Origin of the sequence: Methylococcus sp. EFPC2 (genome assembly GCF_016925495.1) — a bacterium.
Classification (GTDB): Bacteria; Pseudomonadota; Gammaproteobacteria; order Methylococcales; family Methylococcaceae; genus EFPC2.
Genome location: NZ_CP070491.1, coordinates 3,309,326 through 3,331,072, shown reverse-complemented (window position 1 = coordinate 3,331,072; position 21,747 = coordinate 3,309,326). Strand labels below are relative to the sequence as shown.

17 protein-coding genes are annotated in these 21,747 nt (G+C 63.5%); 4 read left to right on the top strand and 13 right to left on the bottom strand.

All coding sequences use genetic code 11. The features are described 5' to 3' along the window. Positions 1–50 precede the first annotated feature (50 nt). Positions 51–692 carry a hypothetical protein gene (locus tag JWZ97_RS14390; RefSeq protein ID WP_205430550.1) on the top strand — a complete coding sequence of 214 codons (642 nt, stop codon included), beginning with the start codon at positions 51–53 and terminating at the stop codon, positions 690–692. A gap of 69 nt (positions 693–761) precedes the next feature. Here the strand turns inward: JWZ97_RS14390 and JWZ97_RS14385 are convergent, their stop codons facing one another. Continuing rightward, positions 762–2,258 (bottom strand): tetratricopeptide repeat protein, encoded by a 1,497-nt coding sequence (locus JWZ97_RS14385; RefSeq protein WP_205430548.1) that lies wholly within the window; start codon positions 2,256–2,258, stop codon positions 762–764. 160 nt (positions 2,259–2,418) lie between these two features. On the opposite strand from JWZ97_RS14385, the gene JWZ97_RS14380 reads away from it, so the two are divergent. Genes JWZ97_RS14380 through JWZ97_RS14370 form a run of 3 tightly spaced genes read left to right on the top strand, consistent with a single transcriptional unit; the run spans position 2,419 to position 5,338 of the window. Next, positions 2,419–4,422, top strand: coding sequence for a type VI secretion system Vgr family protein (locus tag JWZ97_RS14380; RefSeq protein ID WP_205430546.1), 2,004 nt, complete (start codon positions 2,419–2,421; stop codon positions 4,420–4,422). Positions 4,423–4,442: 20 nt separating this feature from the next. Then, a complete protein-coding gene (locus JWZ97_RS14375) occupies positions 4,443–5,045 on the top strand; it encodes a hypothetical protein (protein ID WP_205430544.1) in 603 nt (200 codons plus the stop codon). Between the two features lie 29 nt (positions 5,046–5,074). Next, on the top strand, positions 5,075–5,338 hold the full coding sequence (locus tag JWZ97_RS14370; RefSeq protein ID WP_371822515.1) for a PAAR domain-containing protein: 264 nt from the start codon (positions 5,075–5,077) through the stop codon (positions 5,336–5,338). Here the strand turns inward: JWZ97_RS14370 and JWZ97_RS14365 are convergent. The 12 genes from JWZ97_RS14365 to rpe form a co-directional block, all read right to left on the bottom strand. Then, the gene (locus JWZ97_RS14365; protein WP_205430540.1) at positions 5,335–8,835 is read right to left on the bottom strand and encodes an autotransporter domain-containing protein; all 3,501 of its coding nucleotides are present in this window, start codon (positions 8,833–8,835) and stop codon (positions 5,335–5,337) included. The genes JWZ97_RS14370 and JWZ97_RS14365 overlap by 4 nt on opposite strands. A 393-nt stretch (positions 8,836–9,228) precedes the next feature. Continuing rightward, positions 9,229–12,276 (bottom strand): autotransporter outer membrane beta-barrel domain-containing protein, encoded by a 3,048-nt coding sequence (locus JWZ97_RS14360; RefSeq protein WP_205430529.1) that lies wholly within the window; start codon positions 12,274–12,276, stop codon positions 9,229–9,231. A gap of 186 nt (positions 12,277–12,462) precedes the next feature. Continuing rightward, positions 12,463–13,929, bottom strand: a complete 1,467-nt coding sequence (ubiD, locus tag JWZ97_RS14355) for a 4-hydroxy-3-polyprenylbenzoate decarboxylase (RefSeq protein ID WP_205430521.1) — start codon at positions 13,927–13,929, stop codon at positions 12,463–12,465. Between the two features lie 241 nt (positions 13,930–14,170). Then, positions 14,171–14,968, bottom strand: a complete 798-nt coding sequence (trpC, locus tag JWZ97_RS14350) for an indole-3-glycerol phosphate synthase TrpC (protein ID WP_205430520.1) — start codon at positions 14,966–14,968, stop codon at positions 14,171–14,173. A gap of 130 nt (positions 14,969–15,098) precedes the next feature. Continuing rightward, the gene (locus JWZ97_RS14345) at positions 15,099–15,764 is read right to left on the bottom strand and encodes an MT-A70 family methyltransferase (RefSeq protein ID WP_205430518.1); all 666 of its coding nucleotides are present in this window, start codon (positions 15,762–15,764) and stop codon (positions 15,099–15,101) included. Next, on the bottom strand, positions 15,755–16,360 hold the full coding sequence (locus JWZ97_RS14340; protein ID WP_205430516.1) for a BglII/BstYI family type II restriction endonuclease: 606 nt from the start codon (positions 16,358–16,360) through the stop codon (positions 15,755–15,757). The genes JWZ97_RS14345 and JWZ97_RS14340 overlap by 10 nt, the downstream gene beginning before the upstream one ends. Positions 16,361–16,566: 206 nt before the next feature. Then, the gene (locus tag JWZ97_RS14335; protein WP_205430514.1) at positions 16,567–16,881 is read right to left on the bottom strand and encodes a hypothetical protein; all 315 of its coding nucleotides are present in this window, start codon (positions 16,879–16,881) and stop codon (positions 16,567–16,569) included. A gap of 43 nt (positions 16,882–16,924) precedes the next feature. Beyond that, complete coding sequence (gene trpD / locus JWZ97_RS14330) at positions 16,925–17,944, bottom strand: anthranilate phosphoribosyltransferase (RefSeq protein WP_205430513.1); 1,020 nt, start codon at positions 17,942–17,944, stop codon at positions 16,925–16,927. Positions 17,945–18,053: 109 nt separating this feature from the next. After that, positions 18,054–18,641 (bottom strand): aminodeoxychorismate/anthranilate synthase component II, encoded by a 588-nt coding sequence (locus JWZ97_RS14325; RefSeq protein ID WP_205430511.1) that lies wholly within the window; start codon positions 18,639–18,641, stop codon positions 18,054–18,056. After that, positions 18,638–20,125 (bottom strand): anthranilate synthase component I, encoded by a 1,488-nt coding sequence (gene trpE / locus JWZ97_RS14320; RefSeq protein WP_205430509.1) that lies wholly within the window; start codon positions 20,123–20,125, stop codon positions 18,638–18,640. The genes JWZ97_RS14325 and trpE overlap by 4 nt, the downstream gene beginning before the upstream one ends. A gap of 138 nt (positions 20,126–20,263) precedes the next feature. Continuing rightward, on the bottom strand, positions 20,264–20,947 hold the full coding sequence (locus JWZ97_RS14315) for a phosphoglycolate phosphatase (protein ID WP_205430506.1): 684 nt from the start codon (positions 20,945–20,947) through the stop codon (positions 20,264–20,266). 5 nt (positions 20,948–20,952) lie between these two features. Then, positions 20,953–21,645, bottom strand: coding sequence for a ribulose-phosphate 3-epimerase (rpe, locus tag JWZ97_RS14310; protein WP_205430504.1), 693 nt, complete (start codon positions 21,643–21,645; stop codon positions 20,953–20,955). Between the last annotated feature and the right edge of the window lie 102 nt (positions 21,646–21,747).

The following is a 21,747-nucleotide window of genomic DNA, read 5'->3' as shown; positions in this document are numbered from 1 at the left end:
GTTATTTCATTTGTCAATGAAGTCAATCGAGGTCGCTCTGGTTTGCTCGATTGCAAAGACTGGAAGGAGAGATCGTGTCGTATTCGTTACCGAATAAGTTGCCTGAATTACTTCTCGTGGGCGATAAAACATTCAAGTTGCTTACCCCTAAGGAATCGGTTCGTCGAGGAGTATGTAAAAGCAATAGCGACGGCTGGTTTTACTACTTCAATCAAAAAGTGCTTGACGGGGGAGAAAAAGAAATCGGCAGCCGCAGGCATTTTTCCGTACAGCAGGCCAAAAATCGGCGTAGCGTCCACATATCGATGAAGCCCAGTGCTGCCAAGAACGATACGATCATGATTTGGTATCGCTACGACGCCCAGTGGACTGGACAAAGAACGGAACCGGAGGGGTGGGGAAGGATAGATCCCAGGCCTGGGCAAAACGCAACCAGGGTGGAGAAAGCGGCTCGTCTGCTTAAAACTTTCCTAGAGGCCATGGATGCGGTCGCCAAAGGGGGCTCGGCGGTTCCAGTAAAACCATGTCTGACGCCCCCGATCGTATCCCTTTCGAGTACATGGAACGATTGGGGAGTGACCACCGAAACCGACAACTTCTTCCCGCCGCCTATCGCGACACCGGTGACGCCAAAGACCACGGCGGAGCTACTGGGGAAGGCGGAGTCGGACGATTGGGAGGATTATGTGTAAGCAGCGTGGGGGTGCGACATGTCCCCTTCGGAATTGATCCGTTTGCCACCCTACAGCGGGCGGCGCGGGTCATTTGGAGGCCACCACCAGCAAACCCGGTACGGGCTGGCCGGCTTCCTTGCGGAATACCTCGTGCCGCAGGCATAGCAGGCCCAGCCCCGCGGCGTTCAAGGCCTCGGCGACGTGGGCCTGGGTGTGCGAATAGCGGCCGTGGGCGTTGAGCCGATAGACCGGCTCGGGTTCGGCGTCCGCGGCGTGCTCCAGCGAAAAGAGCAGGCGTCCGCCGGGCCGCAGCACCGCGGCGGCCGCCGCGATCACCGGTTTTAAATCCCCGAAATAGACCAGGGTGTCGGCCGACAGCACGACGTCGAACGCGCCCGCCTGCCGCTGCAGGTAATCGCCGAGTTCGGCTTCGTGCAGCGCATCGTATATCCCCAGCTCCCCCGCCTTGGCCAGCATGCCGGCCGACAGGTCGACACCCACCAGGCGTTTCGCCAGCGGGCGCAGCAGTGGGCCGCACAGGCCAGTGCCGCAGCCGGCATCGAGGATGTCCGCCTTTCCCTCCCCCATGTCGCCGGTTTCGTGCAAGGCCTCCACCAGGGCTTGCGGGGCGCGATAGTCGAGTTTTTTCAGCGTCGCGTCGAAATTCTCCGCGAAACCGTCGAACACCTGGCGCACGTAGCCGTCCGAGGCCCTGGCTGGCGCGGCCTGAAAAGACCAGGCGGCCCTGGCGTGTTCCAGCCGGTGGTCGCCGGGCAGGTTCCGTTCCCAATCCTCCAGTACGCCGGCGAGTTCACCTTGGCGCTCCTGCAGGATGAGGATGCGCCCCAGTGCCTCGTAGGCACTCGAGGTTTCCGGGCGCTGGCTCAGGTAGCCCCTCATCTCGTCCTCCGCTTCCGCTAGGCGTCCTTCCGCCAGTAAGGCCTGGCTCAGCTTGTAGCGTGGCTCGGGCCGGCCGGCGTCGGCCGCGATGGCCTTGCGGTAGGCCGCGATCGATTCGGCCATGCGCTTCAGGTCGAACAAGGTGCCCGCCAGGGCGTTGTGCGCCACGTACAGGCCGGGTTCCGCGGCAACCGCATCCTGCAACGCGGCGATCGCATCTTCCGGCTTGCCCTGCCGGCGCAAAACCTCGCCCAAGTTGTAGGCGATGCCGCCGCGCAGCTCGGCGGGGCAGTATTTCAGCGCATCGCGGTAACAGTCCTCGGCATTTGCCAGCCGGCCCTGAACGGAATAAACCACCCCGAGATTACAATAGGCGGCGATATTCTTGGGCAGGAGTGCCAGAACCTTGCGGTAAGCAGCTTCAGCAATGTCCAGCCGCCGTGCCTGATAGGCCGTGCGGGCAAGTTCGAAGCGAAGCTCGGCGGAGTCGGGTGTGCGGTCGGTGGCCCGTTGCAGGGTCTCGATAGCCTCGTCCCAGAGATCGTTCGCCGCCAGTGCGAATCCCAGTAGGATCCACGCGGCGGTATCTTCCCCCGCCTTGGCGACGGCCTTGCGCGCCAACATCAGGGCCTTGTCCTTATTGCCCTGGCGCAAGGCAGTACGGGCGGCATCCAACACACTCATGAGGTTTGCTTTCCTAATCGAAAATCAGGGGGTGGGAGGATATGGAGTGTAGATCGGCATCAATCCGCCGGCCAATCTGAGGGAAGGACTTCTTGACTCGTATCTCTCCGCGGCGCGACGATAGTCCGCTAGGCCAACCAGCGAGAACGAGGACGTAACGATGCCGGAAACCACCCAGGACAAACGGATAGCGGCGGTAGCGACCAGCCCTCTGGAGCCGGACGTGCTGCTGTTCCGTTCGATGAGTGGCACGGAAGCGCTCAGCCGGCCCTATGATTTCGAGCTGGTGCTGCTGAGCGAGAACCCCAACCTGGCGGCTGCGGACCTGCTGGGGCATCCGCTGGCGATTTCCCTGATCCAGGCCGACGAGACCTCGCGCTATTTCCACGGCCACATCGCCCGCTTCGGCTACGCCGGGGTGGAGGGGCGCTACTTCCGCTATCAGGTGCGCCTGCGTCCCTGGCTGTGGTTGCTCAGCCGCGCCTCCAACCTGCGCGTGTTCCAGCAAAAGAACGTGCCCGACATCGTCAAGGCGGTGTTCGATGCGCACGGCTTCACCGACTACCGATTCGCCCTGTCCGAGACCCACCCGGTGAGGGAATACTGCGTCCAGCATCGGGAGACCGATCTGGAGTTCGTCAGCCGTCTGCTGGAAGAAGAAGGCATCAATTATTTTTTCGAGCACACCGCGCAAAAGCACACGGTCGTCCTGGCCGACGCCAACGACGGCCATCCTACGCTGACTGGCGGCAGCGAACTCGCCTTTGCGCCCGAGGCCGGCAACCGGCGGGCGCGCGATGTGTACGTCTACCAATGGGCGTCCGAACACCGCGTTCAGCCGGGCAAGGTGGCGATGCGCGACTATGATTTCGAAAGTCCCGGCACCGACCTCACGGTCAGTTCGGCGCAGAGCCGGAGCCATCAGCATGCCGCGCTGGAACGCTACGAGTTTTCTCCGGGCAAGTACAAGCAGTCGGGGCTGGGCCAGTCCCGTGCCGCTTGGCGGCTGCACGAATTCCAGTCGCGCCACGCCTGGTATGTGGGTGCGACCAACGCCATGAACGCGGCGTCGGGGTCCTTGTTCACCCTGAAGGAGCATCCGCGCAGCGACCAGAACGGCGAATACCTGCTGACCGAAACCCGCTTGCGGATCGATGCCGGCCCCTATGGCGCGGGCGACGCGGGCCAGGAGGTCTACGACTGCGAGTTCGCCGCCCTGCCGCGTGCCCAGCAATACCGGCCGGAAACCGCCACACCCAGGCCCATGGCCGGTGGCCCGCAGACAGCCGTGGTGGTGGGGCCGCAGGGCGAGGACATCTGGACCGATCAGTATGGCCGGGTCAAGGTGCAGTTCTACTGGGACCGCGACGGCCAGCGGAACGAGAACAGCTCCTGCTGGGTGCGCGTGGCCCAGCCCTGGGCCGGCAAGGGCTGGGGCGCCGTGTTCATCCCGCGCATAGGCAACGAGGTGATCGTCGATTTTCTCGGCGGCGACCCGGATCAGCCCATCATCACCGGCTGCGTCTATAACGCCGATCAGACCGTGCCCTACACCCTGCCCGACAACCGGACGCAGAGCGGTATCAAGACGCGCAGCAGCCTGAACGGCACGGCCGAGAACTACAACGAGATCCGCTTCGAGGACAAGAAGAACGAAGAGGAGATCTGCATCCATGCCGAGAAAGACATGAATGTCGTGGTGGAAAACAACGCCACGCTGAAAATCGGTTTCGACAAGCAGGACGCCGGCGACCAGACGGTGGACATCTACAACCACCGTACCGTGACCCTGGAGGAAGGCAACGACACCCTGCATCTGAAAAAGGGCAAGCGCGAAACCACCCTGGATCAGGGCAACGACATGCTGCAGCTCAAGCAGGGCAAGCGGGACGTCATCCTGGACGTGGGCAACCATACCCTGTCGATCAAGCAGGGCAATCAGGAAACCAAGATCGATGCGGGCAGCAGTAAGCTGGAAGCCATGCAGTCCATCGAATTGAAGGTGGGCGGCAACAGCATCAAGATCGACCAGCAAGGCATCACCATCAAGGGCATGATGGTCACCGTGCAAGGCGATTCCAAGGCCGACCTGAAAAGTCCGATGACGACGGTATCCGGAGACGGAATCCTTACGGTCAAGGGCGGTTTGGTTAAGATCAATTGACCGCTGTGGAACAAGCGCAGATGAGCGGACACAATTTCAAAAAAGTGGCTTCCCCGGCGGCCGAGACCTTCAGCCGGGACATCGAGTTGTCGGCGGAGGCCAAGTCGCTGCTGAGCCCGCAGCTCAGCCCGGCGGACTTCCTGGAAGGGCTGCTGGCCGCCGGCCATTACGGCGACGCCGTCAACTTCATGGCGCGCGCCCTGCCCAAGCGGGAAGCGACCTGGTGGGCTTGCCTGTGCGCCCGCAGCGCGCTGGGCGAGAACCCGCCCGCCCCGTACGTGCAGGCTTTGGCGGCGGCTGAGCAGTGGGTCTACACGCCGTCGGAAGAAAACCGCCGACTCGCCATGGCCGCCGCCGAGGCGACCCCCTTCGACCATCCGGCCGCCTGGGCCGCGGTGGCGGCGTTCTGGAGCGGCGGCAGCCTGGCGCCGGAAAACGTGCCGGCGGTTCCTCCCGCCGACAACCTGAACGCCAAAGCGGTGATCGGCGCCGTGCGCCTGGCGGTGGTCATCCGCGAGCCGGAGAAGGCCGCGGAGAAATACCGGCTTTTCCTGGAACAGGCCATCGATATCGCCAACGGCGGCGACGGCCGCAAAGTCGCCCCTACTGCTCCCGGAGCCTGACCATGCCGCCCGCCGCGAGACTCACCGACATGCATACCTGCCCAATGTTCGACGGCCCCAAGCCGCACGTCGGTGGGCCCATTACCGCGCCGGGCGCGCCTACCGTGCTGATCGGCAACCTTCCCGCCGCGCGCGTGGGGGACGTGGTCACCTGCGTCGGCCCGCCCGATACCATCGTCAAGGGTTCGGCCACCGTGCTCATCGGCAATCAGCCGGCGGCGCGCATGGGCGACAACACCGCGCATGGCGGCGTCATCGTGGGCGGTTTTCCGACGGTGATGATCGGCGGTTAGAAGTTCAGTCGCAGGCCGAGTTCGACGATGTGGTTGCTGATGCTGCTCTGGCCCAGGCGGGTCTCGTAGCGCAGGAAGGCCGAACCGCCGTTGGGCAGCACAGCGGCGACCGAGCCGCCCAGGTTCAGGTAATCGCGGTCCGGTTTACCGGTGTTGACCGTGAACGCCCCCAGGCCCGCCGAGGCGTCGTTCAGGCGCATGTGGATGCTGCGATTGTCGTTCAGGTACTGATGCTCCCATTCCACCCGTAGCGCGGGCGTCACCACGCCCCAGGGCAGGCTGAGGTTGTGGCCGATCTGCGCGCCCAGGTCGGATACCAGGGAGTCGTCCGACTGTTTGTCCGCGTTCAGCCCCAGGCCGCCGCCGCCTTTTTCACGATAGGCATCGACGTTCAACTGAGAGTATTCGAAGCGCAGGATGGGGCTGGCCAGCCATTCCTTCCAGGCGAAATCCCGCCCGCCGCTCACGGACACGCCGAACTGGTCGCCGCCCGGCGTGCTGCGGGCCTTGCCGCTGAATCCCGAGTAGGCCAGCTGGCGCGTGAGGGTGTAATCCAGGCCACCGTAATTGACCAGCCAGTCCACGTAGTAGTCCTGCGGCAGATACAGGCTACCGTAAAGGCCGCCCAGCACGCTGTCCTGGTTCATCTCGCCCGATCCCTTCGCGAACACGGTGTTGGTATTGGCGTAGCTCAAGGCCACGCCGGCCACGAGATTGTCGTTGAACCGGTAATCCGCACCCACGGTCACATTGCGGGTCTCGTAATGGAAGCCGCGCGCCGTGGCATCCTCGTCCTTGTCGCCCAGGCTCATCTTGCCCTGGATGAACACGCCCAGCGGACTGTCGCGGAACGGCTCGTCGCCCGCGGCTCCGCCGGTCGCGCCCAGGGATACCGCATAGCCGTTGAAGTTCAGCGCCAGCGGGCCGACCCCGCCCACGCGCAAGGAGGCCAGGCGGGCCAGCGGCGCATCCATGCGGGTATTGTTGAACTTGATGCCGAGGTTGGTCTGGGTGGGCGTCTGGTCCGGCGTCAGGCTTTGTACCGCCTGGTTCTTACCGTCATTGTCCAGGGCCTGGAGTTCCAGGCAGCGCTCGGCGAGTTGCCCGGTGGCCGCGGTGCACGACTCGTCCACCGCCGCGGCGAAGGTCTGTTCGTTTTCCGTCAAGGCATCCGTGCCGCCCGTATCGGTCAGGCCGGGGACGAAGCTCCAGGGCAGCAAGCGGCCTTTGCCCCCGCCCAGGCTCGCCCCGAGCAGGTATTGGTTTTCCGTCAGACTGGGATCGAAATAAACGTTGTAATCGCTGAATACGCTGGCGAGTTGGGCGGTGCCGCCGGGCAGCACGATGCGGCGGGCGTACAGGGCGGCGCCCGGGGTCGTATTCCCATCGGTCAGATTAAGCCGATCGCCGCTGGCCAAAGCCAGCGTGCCCCAGGAAAAATTGTTGAGAAAGGCCGAGGCCTGCGCGCCCCGGTCTTCACCGGCCAAGCCCATGACGTGTTGCCCCGAGCCGCCGGCGAAGACCAGGGTCGATGCGCTGGTCTCCCACAGGCTGCTTTGCGTGGAACCGTTTTGGAAGTCGCCGCTTACGACGAAGGCGTCGCCTTCTCCCCCCACCAGATAGCCTTCGGCGCCGACGCTCAGATTCTGGAACTGGTTGAGCGAAGGATCGCTGATGTAGGCCCCTTCGTTGGTGAAGGTGCCGCCGAAGCTCACCGTGGTTTCGGTGACGTTGAAGGTGCCGCGGTTCAGCACATCGCCGCCGACGACATGGGCGCCGACGCCGCTCAGGTTCACGATGCCCCGGTTCACCAGGCCCGCGGTGTTGGGCAGGGAGCCGGTCAGATTCAGCGTACCGGCGTCCACCGTCGTCAATCCCGTATAGGTGCTGATGCCGGAGAGGTTCAGGGCGCCCGCGCCGGTTTTGGTGAGGCCGCCCGGGCCAGCGATGGCGGAGCTCACGGTCGTGTCGAAGCCGTTGGTGTCCACGGTCCCGCCCGAGCGGTTCAAGGTGATGGCCCGGTCGATGGACAAGGCACTGGTGAGCCTCAAGCGGCCGCCGTCGAACGAAACGCCGCCGCTGCCCAGGTTACTCAGGTTGGCGATCTGCAACACGCCGGCATTGATGGCCGTGCCGCCGACATAGGTATTGGCGGCGCTGAGGGTCAGTGTCCCGGCGCCGGCTTTGGTGAGCCCGCCGCTGCCACCGATGGCCGAACTCACGGTCGCGTCGAGGCCGTTGGTGTCCAGGGTTCCGCCGCCGGTATTCAGGCTGAGGGTTCGGTCGATGGTCAGCGCGCTGACCAGGCGCAAGCTGCCGCCGTCGAACGAAACGCCGCCGCTGCCCAGGTTGCTCAGGCTGGCGATCTGCAGCACGCCGGCGTTGATGGCCGTGCCGCCGGTGTAGGTGTTGCTGGCGTTCAGGGTCAGCAGGCCGGCGCCTTGTTTGCTGATAGACCAGGAACCGGCATTCGCGCCGGTACCTCCGCTACCGGTTTGATCGGCGATCACCCCGTTGATCGTTTGGGTCTCGCCGCTGGACGGACTGAAGGTGAGCGTTCCGTTGCCCTGCAGAAACAGGCCGCTGCCGTAAGCGCTGCCGTTGCCGCTGGCGAGGGGCGAAGCTACACCTTGCCCGGCCGTCACGGAACCGCCCGTTTCGCTTAAGTTTCCGGTTACGTTGAGCGAACCGCCCTCCCGGACGAAGATCGCTCCACCCAGTCCCGCACCGCCGCCGCCGTTGCCGCTGGTAAAGCTCGAGTCGCCGGAGCCGTTCCCTGCGCCGAAACCTCCCTGGCCGCCTATGCCTCCCGCACATGGCCCGCCGCTCGGACCGCACAACTGGCCGCCGCCCCCGCCGCCGCCCCCACCGCCGAAACCGCCGTTGCCCCCATTGCCGCCGATGGCGAAGGAAGAGAAGATGGCGCCGCCGCCCCCGCCGCCGCCGCCGCCGAGGCCGCCTGCGCCGCCATCGATGACTTCGACGCCGCCGCCGAAGCCGCCGGCGTTGCCGCCGCCGTTACCGCCGTCGCCACCGCTGTTGCCACTGCCGCCAACGCCGCCGTTGCCGCCCTGCGCGCTGTTGCCCGAGAACTGCACGTTGGAAATCGTCACGGCGGCATTCTGGTTGACGTACAGTCCACCACCGGCTCCCAGTCCGCCGCCGCCGCCGCCGCCCCAGCCGAGGCCATCGGCATTCTGTCCGTTGCCGCCAACGGCCTTGCCGTTGACCACGGTGAGATTGTTGATGGTGACGGAAATCGCGGTATCGCCGTTGCCGACGAAGAACACGCTGTGTTGATTCTGCCCATCGATGGTGACGTTGGCGCCGTTGATCGTCACGCTGTCGGTGAGTGTCGGCAGGTTCACGGTCAGAAGGATAGGGGCTATGCCCGGCGCGAAATTGATGGTGTCGGTGCCGGCCGTTTGGTTGGCCTGGAAGATGGCTGAAACGAGTTGCTCCGCACCCAAACCGCCGCCTTGGGTGATTTCTATCACGGCGGCGTCGGCGGGACCGCAGAGCAGAACCGAAACCGCTGCCGAAACCACGGTGCGTCGGGCATGGGAGCCGTGGCCACGGCCTGTGTCGACAACCGTTCCGGCGGTGCGTGATGATCTGGCCGCCTTTGACGGGGTGGCTGGGCGCGGAATTCCGAAAATCATGAATGACTCCATAGTGGCAATCGGTAGCGGACGACAGCCTGCCCTATGCTTCCTTAGGCATGTTCCTTGGAAAGGAAGTCGATGCTTCGGGTGCGTTCCGAGCAAATTTCGCGATTCGGTCGGAGCTTCCACTACGCGGCAGGGCAAAACGCCGGGACTGCCGCTCCTAGATAAGCCAAAACGGGGAACAAAACAACCGCTGGCTATAAGGTGTCCCGGGCTAGGCGGTTAGAAATTCAGTCGCAGGCCGAGTTCGACGATGTGGTTGCTGATGCTGCTCTGGCCCAGGCGGGTCTCGTAGCGCAGGAAGGCCGAACCGCCGTTGGGCAGCACAGCGGCGACCGAGCCGCCCAGGTTCAGGTAATCGCGGTCCGGTTTACCGGTGTTGACCGTGAACGCCCCCAGGCCCGCCGAGGCGTCGTTCAGGCGCATGTGGATGCTGCGATTGTCGTTCAGGTACTGATGCTCCCATTCCACCCGTAGCGCGGGCGTCACCACGCCCCAGGGCAGGCTGAGGTTGTGGCCGATCTGCGCGCCCAGGTCGGATACCAGGGAGTCGTCCGACTGTTTGTCCGCGTTCAGCCCCAGGCCGCCGCCGCCTTTTTCACGATAGGCATCGACGTTCAACTGAGAGTATTCGAAGCGCAGGATGGGGCTGGCCAGCCATTCCTTCCAGGCGAAATCCCGCCCGCCGCTCACGGACACGCCGAACTGGTCGCCGCCCGGCGTGCTGCGGGCCTTGCCGCTGAATCCCGAGTAGGCCAGCTGGCGCGTGAGGGTGTAATCCAGGCCACCGTAATTGACCAGCCAGTCCACGTAGTAGTCCTGCGGCAGATACAGGCTACCGTAAAGGCCGCCCAGCACGCTGTCCTGGTTCATCTCGCCCGATCCCTTCGCGAACACGGTGTTGGTATTGGCGTAGCTCAAGGCCACGCCGGCCACGAGATTGTCGTTGAACCGGTAATCCGCACCCACGGTCACATTGCGGGTCTCGTAATGGAAGCCGCGCGCCGTGGCATCCTCGTCCTTGTCGCCCAGGCTCATCTTGCCCTGGATGAACACGCCCAGCGGACTGTCGCGGAACGGCTCGTCGCCCGCGGCTCCGCCGGTCGCGCCCAGGGATACCGCATAGCCGTTGAAGTTCAGCGCCAGCGGGCCGACCCCGCCCACGCGCAAGGAGGCCAGGCGGGCCAGCGGCGCATCCATGCGGGTATTGTTGAACTTGATGCCGAGGTTGGTCTGGGTGGGCGTCTGGTCCGGCGTCAGGCTTTGTACCGCCTGGTTCTTACCGTCATTGTCCAGGGCCTGGAGTTCCAGGCAGCGCTCGGCGAGTTGCCCGGTGGCCGCGGTGCACGACTCGTCCACCGCCGCGGCGAAGGTCTGTTCGTTTTCCGTCAAGGCATCCGTGCCGCCCGTATCGGTCAGGCCGGGGACGAAGCTCCAGGGCAGCAAGCGGCCTTTGCCCCCGCCCAGGCTCGCCCCGAGCAGGTATTGGTTTTCCGTCAGACTGGGATCGAAATAAACGTTGTAATCGCTGAATACGCTGGCGAGTTGGGCGGTGCCGCCGGGCAGCACGATGCGGCGGGCGTACAGGGCGGCGCCCGGGGTCGTATTCCCATCGGTCAGATTAAGCCGATCGCCGCTGGCCAAAGCCAGCGTGCCCCAGGAAAAATTGTTGAGAAAGGCCGAGGCCTGCGCGCCCCGGTCTTCACCGGCCAAGCCCATGACGTGTTGCCCCGAGCCGCCGGCGAAGACCAGGGTCGATGCGCTGGTCTCCCACAGGCTGCTTTGCGTGGAACCGTTTTGGAAGTCGCCGCTTACGACGAAGACGTCGCCTTCTCCCCCCACCAGATAGCCTTCGGCGCCGACGCTCAGATTCTGGAACTGGTTGAGCGAAGGATCGCTGATGTAGGCCCCTTCGTTGGTGAAGGTGCCGCCGAAGCTCACCGTGGTTTCGGTGACGTTGAAGGTGCCGCGGTTCAGCACATCGCCGCCGACGACATGGGCGCCGACGCCGCTCACATTCACGACCCCCCGGTTCAGCAAGCTTGCCTGGAAGCTTCCTGCGGAATAGTTCAGCACGCCTTGGTTGACAAACGTGCTGGTCTGCACGCTGCCGCCGGACAGGTTGAATGTTCCTCCCTGGATGTCGACCTGGCTGGCTTGCAATGAGCTGGACAAGTTGGTTAGTCCAGCCGTTTGGGTATAAGTCCCCGTACCGGTAAGGCGGCCATTTCCAGTCAGATCGAATTGGCCCGAGTTAATGATGCTTCCGGAATTATCCCATTCGCCTTGCACGTTCACCGTGCCTCGGTTGGCAAGGCTTGCCTGGAGGCTTCCTGCGGAATAGTTCAGCACGCCCTGGTTGACAAACGTGCTGGCCTGCACACTGCCGCCGGACAGATTGAATGTTCCTCCCTGGATGTCGACCTGGCTGGCTTGCAATGAGCCGGACAAGTTGGTTAGTCCAGACGTTTGGGTATAAGTCCCCGTGCCGGTAATGTGGCCATTTCCGGGCAGATCGAATTGGCCCGAGTTAATGATGCTTCCGGAGTTTTCCCATTCGCCTTGTTGCGCGACGGTCCCCTGGTTAATGAATGTGCCGGGATTCTGTATCGTCGCGCCGTTGTTGGTCAGAGTGCCGCCATTGATATATGTCTCCGACGTGGAGTAATAGTATCCGGGGTTCGTGCTCAAGGTATTGGGCGAGGGATTCGGGGCCAGCGCGATGGGGATCACGGTGACCTGGTAGGGCGCGGCGCCGGGTATCCCTTGTGCGTCCGCTCCGGCGGCGCCGGCCATATTGGGGTGATAGAAAAAATCTAGCGTGGATGCCAGACCGATGTAGTAGGTCCCGGGAGTTTTTGGCGCATCCGATGTCCATGCCGGAAGGACGCCGGATAAAGAGCCAAATCCAGGGAAGATTTCTCCCGAGTAGAATCCTTGCGAGTTGGCCGGTGCGGGCGAAATCCATGCCGTGTAAAGTTGGATGACGCAGAATGGGCAATAAGAAGTGTCCCCTTCCTGTATGGAATATGCGCCCGTCAGGGTAATGCTGGAGCCGGAGCTTACGGTCGCGGCATTGCCTGCAAAAGTCCCGTCGCCCGCTGCCGTGAATGCAGGATTGGAAATGGTGATATTCCGCCCAATGACGGACCACGACACGTCGGAGGATAGGGTCTCAGAAAATGCCGGGCCGGAGGAGCAGGCCAGCAGCATGCCGACCGATAGGGTTTCCATTCCGCGGGAGCGCAGGTGGCGGGTAATTTTGCTCACGGTGGTTTCATCCTAAATGACGGGGTGGGGTTGTCCGTGCGGTTCAAACATTAGAACCCCATATGGCGCGGCTTTCAATTGACGGTACGCCGCCGCCGGCTTGCCGGCGCAACCTCGCCAGAGGGGGCGAGCCCTGTCACAGCCGGGTATTTGCCCGAACCCCGGGCACCCGGCCGCCTGCAAGGGTCAAATTATCCCCAACTCGGCCCAGATGCCGTCGATCTTGGCCTTGACCTCGGCGCTCATGCTGATCGGGCTGCCCCACTCGCGGGTCGTCTCACCCGGCCATTTGTTGGTCGCGTCCAGGCCCATCTTGGAGCCCAGGCCCGAGACCGGCGAAGCGAAGTCCAGGTAATCGATCGGCGTGTTCTCGATCAGCGTGGTGTCGCGCGCCGGGTCCATGCGGGTGGTGATGGCCCACATCACGTCCTTCCAGTCGCGCACGTTCACATCGTCGTCGCAGACGATGATGAACTTGGTGTACATGAACTGACGCAGGAAACTCCAGATGCCGAACATCACCCGCTTGGCGTGACCAGGGTATTGCTTCTTCATGCTCACCACCGCCATGCGATAAGAGCAGCCTTCCGGCGGCAGGTAGAAATCGACGATTTCCGGGAACTGCTTTTGCAGCAGGGGTACGAACACCTCGTTCAGCGCCACGCCCAGGATGGCCGGCTCGTCCGGCGGCCGACCGGTGTAGGTGCTGTGGTAGATCGGATTTTCCCGCTGGGTGATGCACTCGATGGTGAAGACGGGGAACTCCTCCACCTCGTTGTAATAGCCGGTGTGGTCGCCGAACGGACCTTCCGGTGCGGTTTCACCGGGATAGAGAAAGCCTTCCAGCACGATCTCCGCGCTGGCCGGGGCCTGCAGGTCGCTCAGCCGGCACTTCACCACCTCGGTCTTGGAACCGCGCAACAGGCCGGCGAAGGCGTATTCCGACAAGGAGTCCGGCACCGGCGTGACGGCGCCGAGTATGGTGGCCGGGTCCGCGCCCAGCGCCACGGCTACCGGGAAAGGCTGGCCCGGATGCGCGGCCTGCCAGTCGCGGTAGTCCAGCGCGCCGCCGCGGTGCGCCAGCCAGCGCATGATGACCTTGTTCTTGCCTATGACCTGGCAGCGGTAGATGCCGAGATTCTGCCGTTCCTTGTAAGGCCCGCGGGTGATGACCAGGGCCCAGGTGATCAGCGGGCCGGCATCGCCCGGCCAGCAGGTCTGCACCGGGTAGCGGCCGAGGTCGATGTCCTCGCCCAAGCGCAGGATTTCCTGGCAGGGCGCGTGCTTGACCTCCTTGGGCGCCATGTTCAGCACCTGCTTGAAGATGGGCAGCTTGTCGAAGGCGTCCTTCATGCCCTTGGGCGGGTCGGGCTCCTTGAGGAAGGCCAGCAGTTTGCCGACCTCGCGCAAGGCTTCCACCGAGGTTTCGCCCATCCCCAAGGCCACGCGTTCCGGAGTGCCGAACAGATTGCCCAGCAGCGGGACGTCGTAGCCCTTGGGATTCTCGAATAGCAAGGCCGGCCCGCCCGCCCGCAGGGTGCGGTCGCAGATCTCGGTGATCTCCAGCCTGGGATCGGCCGGATAGGCGATGCGTTTCAGCTCGCCGCGGGCTTCGAGTTGGCCGATAAAGTCGCGCAGATCGCGGTATTTCATGTAAAGAGTCCGGCGTACGCTTCCTCCTGGAGCCAAGCATTGAGTCAGGCTCTTGCTTCCCTCTCCCTTTGGGAGAGGGCTAGGGTGAGGGCTAAGCGTGTGGGTGTCCCAACATGGTCACCGTAAGCAGCGTACGCGCTTGGCCCTCACCCCAACCCCTCTCCCACAGGGAGAGGGGCCTAACTCAATGGCGGTTCGTTCGGGGGAGGATTAAAGTTTTGAGGGGATTCAGTTGAACCGCTCAGGCGAAGAACAGCGCTTTCAATGCCGCGCCCGGATCGTCGGCCCGCATGAAGGCTTCGCCGACCAGGAAGGCGTTGACCTTGTGCTCGCGCATCAGGGCGACGTCTGCAGGTGCCAGGATGCCGCTTTCGGTGACGACGATGCGGTCTTCCGGGATGCGCGGCAGCAGGTCCAGCGTGGTGTTCAGCGACACCTCGAAGCTGCGCAGATTGCGGTTGTTGATGCCGATCAGCGGCAGGTCCAGCTTGAGCGCGCGCTCCAGTTCGTCGGCGTCGTGCACTTCCACCAGCACGTCCATGCCCAGTTCCTTGGTCAGGGCGGCGAGTTCGGCCAGACGGGCGTCGTCCAGGGCGGCGGCGATCAACAGGATGCAGTCGGCCTTGATGGCGCGCGCCTCGACCACCTGGTAGGGGTCGATGATGAAATCCTTGCGGATCACCGGCAGGGCGGACGCCGAGCGGGCCATTTCCAGATAAACCTCGGCACCCTGGAAGAAGTCGCGGTCGGTCAGCACCGACAAGCAGGCCGCGCCGGCGGAGGCATAGCTCCAGGCGATCTCGGCCGGGCGGAAATCCTCGCGCAGCACACCCTTGCTGGGCGAGGCCTTCTTGATTTCGGCGATCACCGCCGGCTGGCCCTTGGCGATCTTGGACTTGATCGCGGAGACGAAGCCGCGCGGCCAGTCGCCAGCCGCGAGTTCGCGGAGGAATTCAACCGGAACCCGTGCCTTGCGCTCGGCGATTTCCTCGTGCTTGCGGGCGATGATTTTCTTCAGGATGTCGGGCGTATCGGTCATGATGGGTCTGTTTTAGGTGTTGTTTGCGGTGGGGGCAACCGGGGCCGGGGTACTTGCGGGCGCTATTCGGAGCGATCGCGCCGAACCCCGTATTCGACAAGTTCGCCGCTAACGGCATGCAACCGTGGGCTTAACTGCGCTTGCGCCGATCATTAATGGACACGATGTTCGACTGGGAATGGTTGGCATAGGTATCCCAATCCGGCGCGTAATCTTCGGCCTGATTGCCCCAGCACTGCCAGTTCGGCCGGTTGCCGCGGGCGAACATCTCCAGGTAAGGGCCGGGACTGCAAGATTCGATCAGAGCGTATTGCTCGTCGGGCTTGCGGCTGTGCTCGCGCTTCTGGGTGGCGATGATGTTTTCCTGGCTGCGACCCGGCTGCAGGGTACGCGCGTTCTTGCCACGGACGCCGAAAAGTATCATCTCCGTGACGTTGCGGAAATAAAACCCGACGCCGCGCCGGTCTGGTCCGCCGTCTTTGCGCACCTTGTACCAGATCAGATTGGTCTTGTAGGTGAAACCCCAGCATTCCATCACCGCCAGGCCCTCGGCCAGCAAGGCGTTCGGCACCCAGAGATAAAGATGGGCGGTGTCCTTGACGGCGGCTTCCACCGGGATGTCCTTGATCTCCTGTAAGGTCAGGGTCGGATAACGGGACAGCCGCTTGTGTTCCGGCGCCATCTTGCCGGTGCGGTTCTGGAACTGCCAGGGCGGATCCGCCAGCACGGTGGAAAATTTCCGCCCCTGGGCGAACTGAAGGAAGTCGTCCGCGGCGGAGAGCGTTTCTATGGACATGAAGCCTGTGCCTGTTCGATCAACTGCGTCGTGATGCCGAACACCAGCACCGGACAGCCGCCGTTGCGCCCGGCGTCCAGCCGGGGCAGGAGCTTGCCCATCTGGGTGGTGCTGGCACCGTATTTACCGTATATCCCCAGTTCCTTGAACCAGGGGTCGAGATCGTTGCTGCGCGTCGCGAGGACGCCGACGCTGATCTTGTCGTAGTCGAAAAACGCCCGGAAGGCGTAGAGGTCGCGGTCGTAGGTCTGATCCTTGCTGTTCCACTCCAGATCGAACGCGACCCGCCCTTTCAGGTAATCCACGTTATGGCTGTCGTGGGCGAACTCGTGGCCGTCCACGATCACCTTGGCGTTCAGTTTTTGTTCGCGCCATCCCATGGGGCGGAGGATATCCGAGAAGCGCTTGGGGATCGCACTTTCGCTGCCGCCCGGATCGCGCACGTTTTGTTCGCTCAGCCGGAAGGCGCGCAAGGCGCAGCAGATTTCCTGGAATTCCACGGGAAATTCGTATTTGAGTATGGCCGCGGCGTGCTTGTAATCGTGCACTTCGTAAAGCGCGGTAATGTCTTCCGGTATGTAGTGTTGCCAGCTCATCGGTATGCCATTAACAGCTTATGGCGCTCGCGCCATAAGCTGTTTCCCTCACCCCTGCCCTCTCCCAGTGGGAGAGGGAGACCAAAGTGTTCGCTTCGCGACTTTCATGGCAACCGAGGGCCTCGCAAAGCGGCGCAACGGCGAGAACCTCGAAGGGGGGCCGAAACAACACCGGCCGCGTGCCGGGCCAGGATGCTGCCGTGCTTTCAATGGTTCACCGGAGGGTAGACGGTCCATGTGGCCAGGTAATCCGGGTCCTTGACCACGAAGCCGGTGGTTTTAAGCTGGTACTCGCCTTTTTCGGCTTCCTCGTACCGTTCCAGCATGGGAGGCAAAGACATTTCTTCACCCGTGTCTCCGCGGGATATCACCAAGCCTTCATCCAAATTGACCCGCAGGACGATTCCGAAGTACTGCTCCAGGCCCAGTACGTTGTCGGAGCGGTCGCGGCGGGTGATGCCGACAAGAACCATTTTGCCGATCATGATCCTGGCTTTAATCGGGTCGATGTGTAGATCCACTTCGCTCCCTAACCGGCCGTCGGCAGTTTGAGTCGTGATGCGATCACGTGAAGGACTGGCTTACCGCGATCAGTTCATCCAGCTTGCGCCGGGCCGAGCCGTCGGCGATTACCTCTTGGGCGCGCAGCACGCCCGCTGCGAGATCACCCGCCAGGTCCGCCGCGTATATCGCCGCCCCCGCATTCAGTGCCACGATATCATGCGCCGGTCCCGGCTTGCCGTCGAGGACGCCGCGCAGCATGGCCAGGCTGGCGGCTGCACTGTCCACTGCCAGCGCAGCCAGCGGCGTGCGGGCGACGCCGAACTGCTCGGGTGTGAGGGTGTAGGTCTCGACCTTGCCGTTTTTCAGTTCGGCCACGTAGGTAGGCGAGGCGATGCTGATCTCGTCGAGTCCGTCTTCCGCGTGGACGACCAGCACATGTTTGCTGCCGAGCTTTTGCAGCACGCGGGCCATGGGCTCCACCCATAAGCGTGCAAACACGCCGAGCAGTTGGTTGGGCGCGCCGGCCGGGTTGGTGAGCGGGCCGAGCAGGTTGAACAGGGTGCGCACGCCTAGTTCCCTGCGGGGACCGACGGCGTGTTTCATCGCGCCATGGTGGCGTTGGGCGAACAGGAAGCCGATGCCGATCTTATCGATGCACTGCCCGACCTGTTCGGGTGTCAGATCCAGATTGACGCCGGCCGCTTCCAGCACGTCCGCGCTGCCGGTGCTGCTGGAAACCGAGCGACCGCCGTGCTTGGCCACCTTGCCGCCGGCGGCCGCCACCACGAAGGCGGCGGCGGTGGAGATGTTGAAGGTATGGGCGCCGTCGCCGCCGGTACCGCAGGTGTCGATGACGTGTTCGCCGTTGACATGCACCTTGGTCGAAAGCTCGCGCAGCACCTCGGCGGCGGCGGCGACCTCGTCCACCGTCTCGCCCTTGGCGCGCAGTGCGATCAGGAATGCGCCGATCTGCGCCGGCGTGGCTTTGCCGCTCATGATACCGAGCATCAAGGCTTTCATCTGCACGGGCTCGAGATCCTGGCCGTTGAGCAGATGGTTGAGGGCGGCGGGGAGGTTCATGGGGCTGGGTTTCGGGTTTTTTCGTGGGTCGGGTCAGCCTGCGAGGGCGTAACCCGGCGACATGCGGGATAGGCCGGGTTACGCGATGACGCCGCTAACCCGACCTACATTAGGCGACGAGGAAATTCCTCAACAACTCGTGTCCCTGTTCGGTCATGATGGACTCGGGGTGGAATTGCACGCCCTCGACGGCCAGGGTCTTGTGGCGCACGCCCATGATCTCATCGAAGCCGCCGTTTTCGTCTTCGGTCCAGGCGGTGATTTCCAGACAATCGGGCAGCGTGGCGTGTTCGATCACCAGCGAATGGTAGCGGGTGACTTGCAGCGGGTTCTTGAGTCCCGCGAACACGCCCTGGTCCTTGTGTCGCACCAGCGAAGTCTTGCCGTGCATGATGGACTTGGCGTGGATGACGTGCCCGCCGAAGGCATGGCCTATGCTCTGATGTCCCAGGCAGACCCCCAGTATGGGATAACGCCCGGCATAGCGATGTATGGTTTCCACCGAAATGCCCGCTTCCTTGGGTGTGCAGGGACCGGGCGAGATGACGATCTTGTCCGGATTGATCTTCTCGATCTCCTCGACGGCGATCTGGTCGTTGCGCACCACCTCGACCTCGGCGCCCAGTTCGGCCAGGTATTGCACCAGGTTGTAGGTGAAGGAATCGTAATTGTCGATCATCAGCACGCGGGCGCTCATAGGGACTCCCCTTTTTCCAGGCCGGCCTCGGCCAAAGCCACGGCGCGGAACACCGCGCGGCCCTTGTTCATGGTTTCTTCCCATTCGTTCAGCGGAATGGAATCGTGGACGATGCCCGCCCCGGCCTGGATGTGCAGGGTGCCGTCCTTGATGACGGCGGTGCGGATGGCGATGGCGGTGTCCAGGTTGCCGGACCAGCCGATGTAGCCGACCGCGCCGGAATACACGCCGCGCTTGACCGGTTCCAGTTCGCCGATGATCTCCATGGCCCGGATCTTGGGCGCCCCGCTCACGGTGCCGGCCGGGAAGGTGGCGGCCAGCACGTCGAAGGCGTTCAGGCCCTCCTTCAGCTTGCCGGTGACGTTGGAGACGATGTGCATGACGTGGGAATAACGCTCGACGATCATCTTATCGGTCACCCTGACCGAGCCGGTTTGCGCCACCCGGCCGGCATCGTTGCGGCCCAGGTCGATCAGCATGAGGTGCTCGGCGATCTCCTTGGGGTCGGCCAGCAGTTCCTCTTCCAGTGCGAGGTCTTCTTCCTGCGTCCTGCCGCGCTTGCGGGTGCCGGCGATGGGGCGCACGGTGACCGTCTCGTCTTCCAGACGCACCAGGATCTCCGGTGAGGAACCGACGACGTGGAAGTCACCCAGATTCAGGTTGAACATGTAGGGCGAGGGATTCAGGCAACGCAGCGCCCGGTATAAGTCCAGCGGCGAGGCCGAATAAGGAATGGAAAGCCGCTGCGACAACACCACCTGCATGGTGTCGCCCTCGACGATGTACTGCTTGATCCGGCGCACGGCGTTTTCATAGCCTTCCTGGGTGAAGCCGGAGACGAAGTCGGTTTCGTCCACCTGCTTGGCAGGACGCTGCGGCCGTATCGGCAAGGCCTGTTCGCGTAGCTTATGCACCAGGCCGTCCAGCTTGGCTTCCGCCTTGGTCAGCGCCTCGGCCTCGGCCGGGTCGGCGTGGGTGACGATCAGCAGTTTGCCGCTCAGATTGTCGAACACCAGCACATCTTCCGACACCATCAGCAGGATGTCGGGCGCGCCGATGGGGTCGGGCTTTTCGGTCTTCAGGCGCGGCTCGATGTAAGCCATGGTCTCGTAGCCGAAATAGCCGACCAGGCCGCCGGTGAAGCGCGGCAGGCCGGGGATTTCCGGGGCCTTGAAGCCGGCCGAATAGTTTTCGATCCAGCTCAGGGGATTATCGACCGCCAGGGTTTCGGCCGGCTGGCCGTCACGCTCGATCGAAATCGCCTGGCCGCGCACCTTGAGCACGGTGCGGCAGGGCAAACCGATGATGGAGTAACGCCCCCATTGCTCGCCGCCGTGTACCGACTCGAACAGGTAGGAATAGGGCCCGTCGGCCAGCTTGAGGTAGGCGGATAGCGGGGTGTCCAGGTCGGCCAGCACCTGGCGGGCGACCGGGATGCGGTTGTAGCCGAGTTCGGCGTAATGGTGGAATTGTTCGGGAGTCATGGTCTTCAAAGTCTAAAGTCTGTGCGGGGTGGGTTCAGCGTACGCTTAACCCAACGAGGAGGCCGTTCGTCGGGTTACGGCCTAACCCAAGCTACAGGTTCTGAAGACGCCATCGTTCCCTTAGAGTGGTCATGTCCATCATGCCGCCTGCTTGACGAGGAGGCCCGGCAGGTCGGCGATCGAGTCGATCAGCGCGTCGGCTTTGAGGTCTTGCGCGTCCGCGCAGCGCCGGTAGCCGTAAGGTAGGCAGACGATGGCGTAACCCGCGGCGCGCGCGGCTTCGACATCGTTTTCCGAGTCGCCCACCATCAAACAATGCTCAGGCCGCACGCCGAAACGCTCGGCGGTCTTGAGCAAGGGTTCCGGGTGCGGTTTGTGCTTCTCGAACTGATTGCCACAGCCGATGTAATCCAGCTCCTGCGCGACGCCCAGCTTTTCCAGCAGTGGCTCGGTGAAGTCTGAGTGCTTGTTGGTGAGGCAGGCCAGCTTGTAGCCTTCGGCTTTCAGCGCCCGGATCCCCTCCAGCACGCCCGGATAAAGTTTGCTGCGCTCGCACAGATTGTCCGCGTAGATGGCCATGAAACGCGGCAAGGCCTCGGCGAAGCCTTCGGGTTCGCCTTCCGGCCACATCTCGAAGGTCAGGCCGCGCTTCACCAGCATGGCGACGCCGTTGCCTATCCAGCCGCGCACCCGCTCCACGCCGGCCGGCGCCCGCCCCAGTTCGGCCAGCAGCGTATCCAGGCTGTAGGCCAGATCGGGCGCGCTGTCGACCAGGGTGCCGTCGAGATCGAAGACGATCAGTTCGGGGCGGACGAGCGTCATCTGTCTTAGCGCTTGGCCTGGGCCAGTTCGTCGCGCAGCGACTTGATGATGGAGTCGTAGCGGTTGGGATCGCTGTCCTTGCCGGCGCCGAATACCGCCGAGCCGGCCACGAAGGTGTCGACGCCGGCTTCGGCGACTTCACGGATATTGGCAGGACCGACGCCGCCGTCGATTTCCAGGCGGATGTTGCGGCCGGACGCCTTGATGCGCTTGCTGACTTCACGCGCCTTGTCGAGCACGTAAGGGATGAACTTCTGCCCGCCGAAGCCGGGGTTGACCGACATCAGCAGGATGATGTCCAGCTTGTCCAGCACGTGGTCCAGGTAGTGCAGCGGGGTGGCCGGGTTGAACACCAAGCCGGCCTGCACGCCGCTGTCCTTGATCAACTGCAGGCTACGGTCGACGTGTTCGCTGGCTTCCGGGTGGAAGGTGATGATGCTTGCGCCGGCCTTGACGAAGTCCGGGATGATGCGGTCCACCGGCTTGACCATCAGGTGCACGTCGATGGGCGCGGTGACGCCGTGCTTGCGCAAGGCTTCGCAGACCAGCGGGCCTATGGTCAGGTTGGGCACGTAATGGTTGTCCATCACGTCGAAATGCACGATGTCCGCGCCGGCCTTCAAGACGTTCTGAACTTCCTCGCCGAGGCGGGCGAAGTCGGCGGACAGGATGGAAGGGGCAATCCAAAAATCGTTCATCGGTTCATGCTCGCTAGGGGTCTGATACGGTTCGTCGTCGGCCGTTTCGGCTGTCGGCCTGATCCGCCGGGCCTTGATAGTGCCGCGCGGGGCCGGTATTTT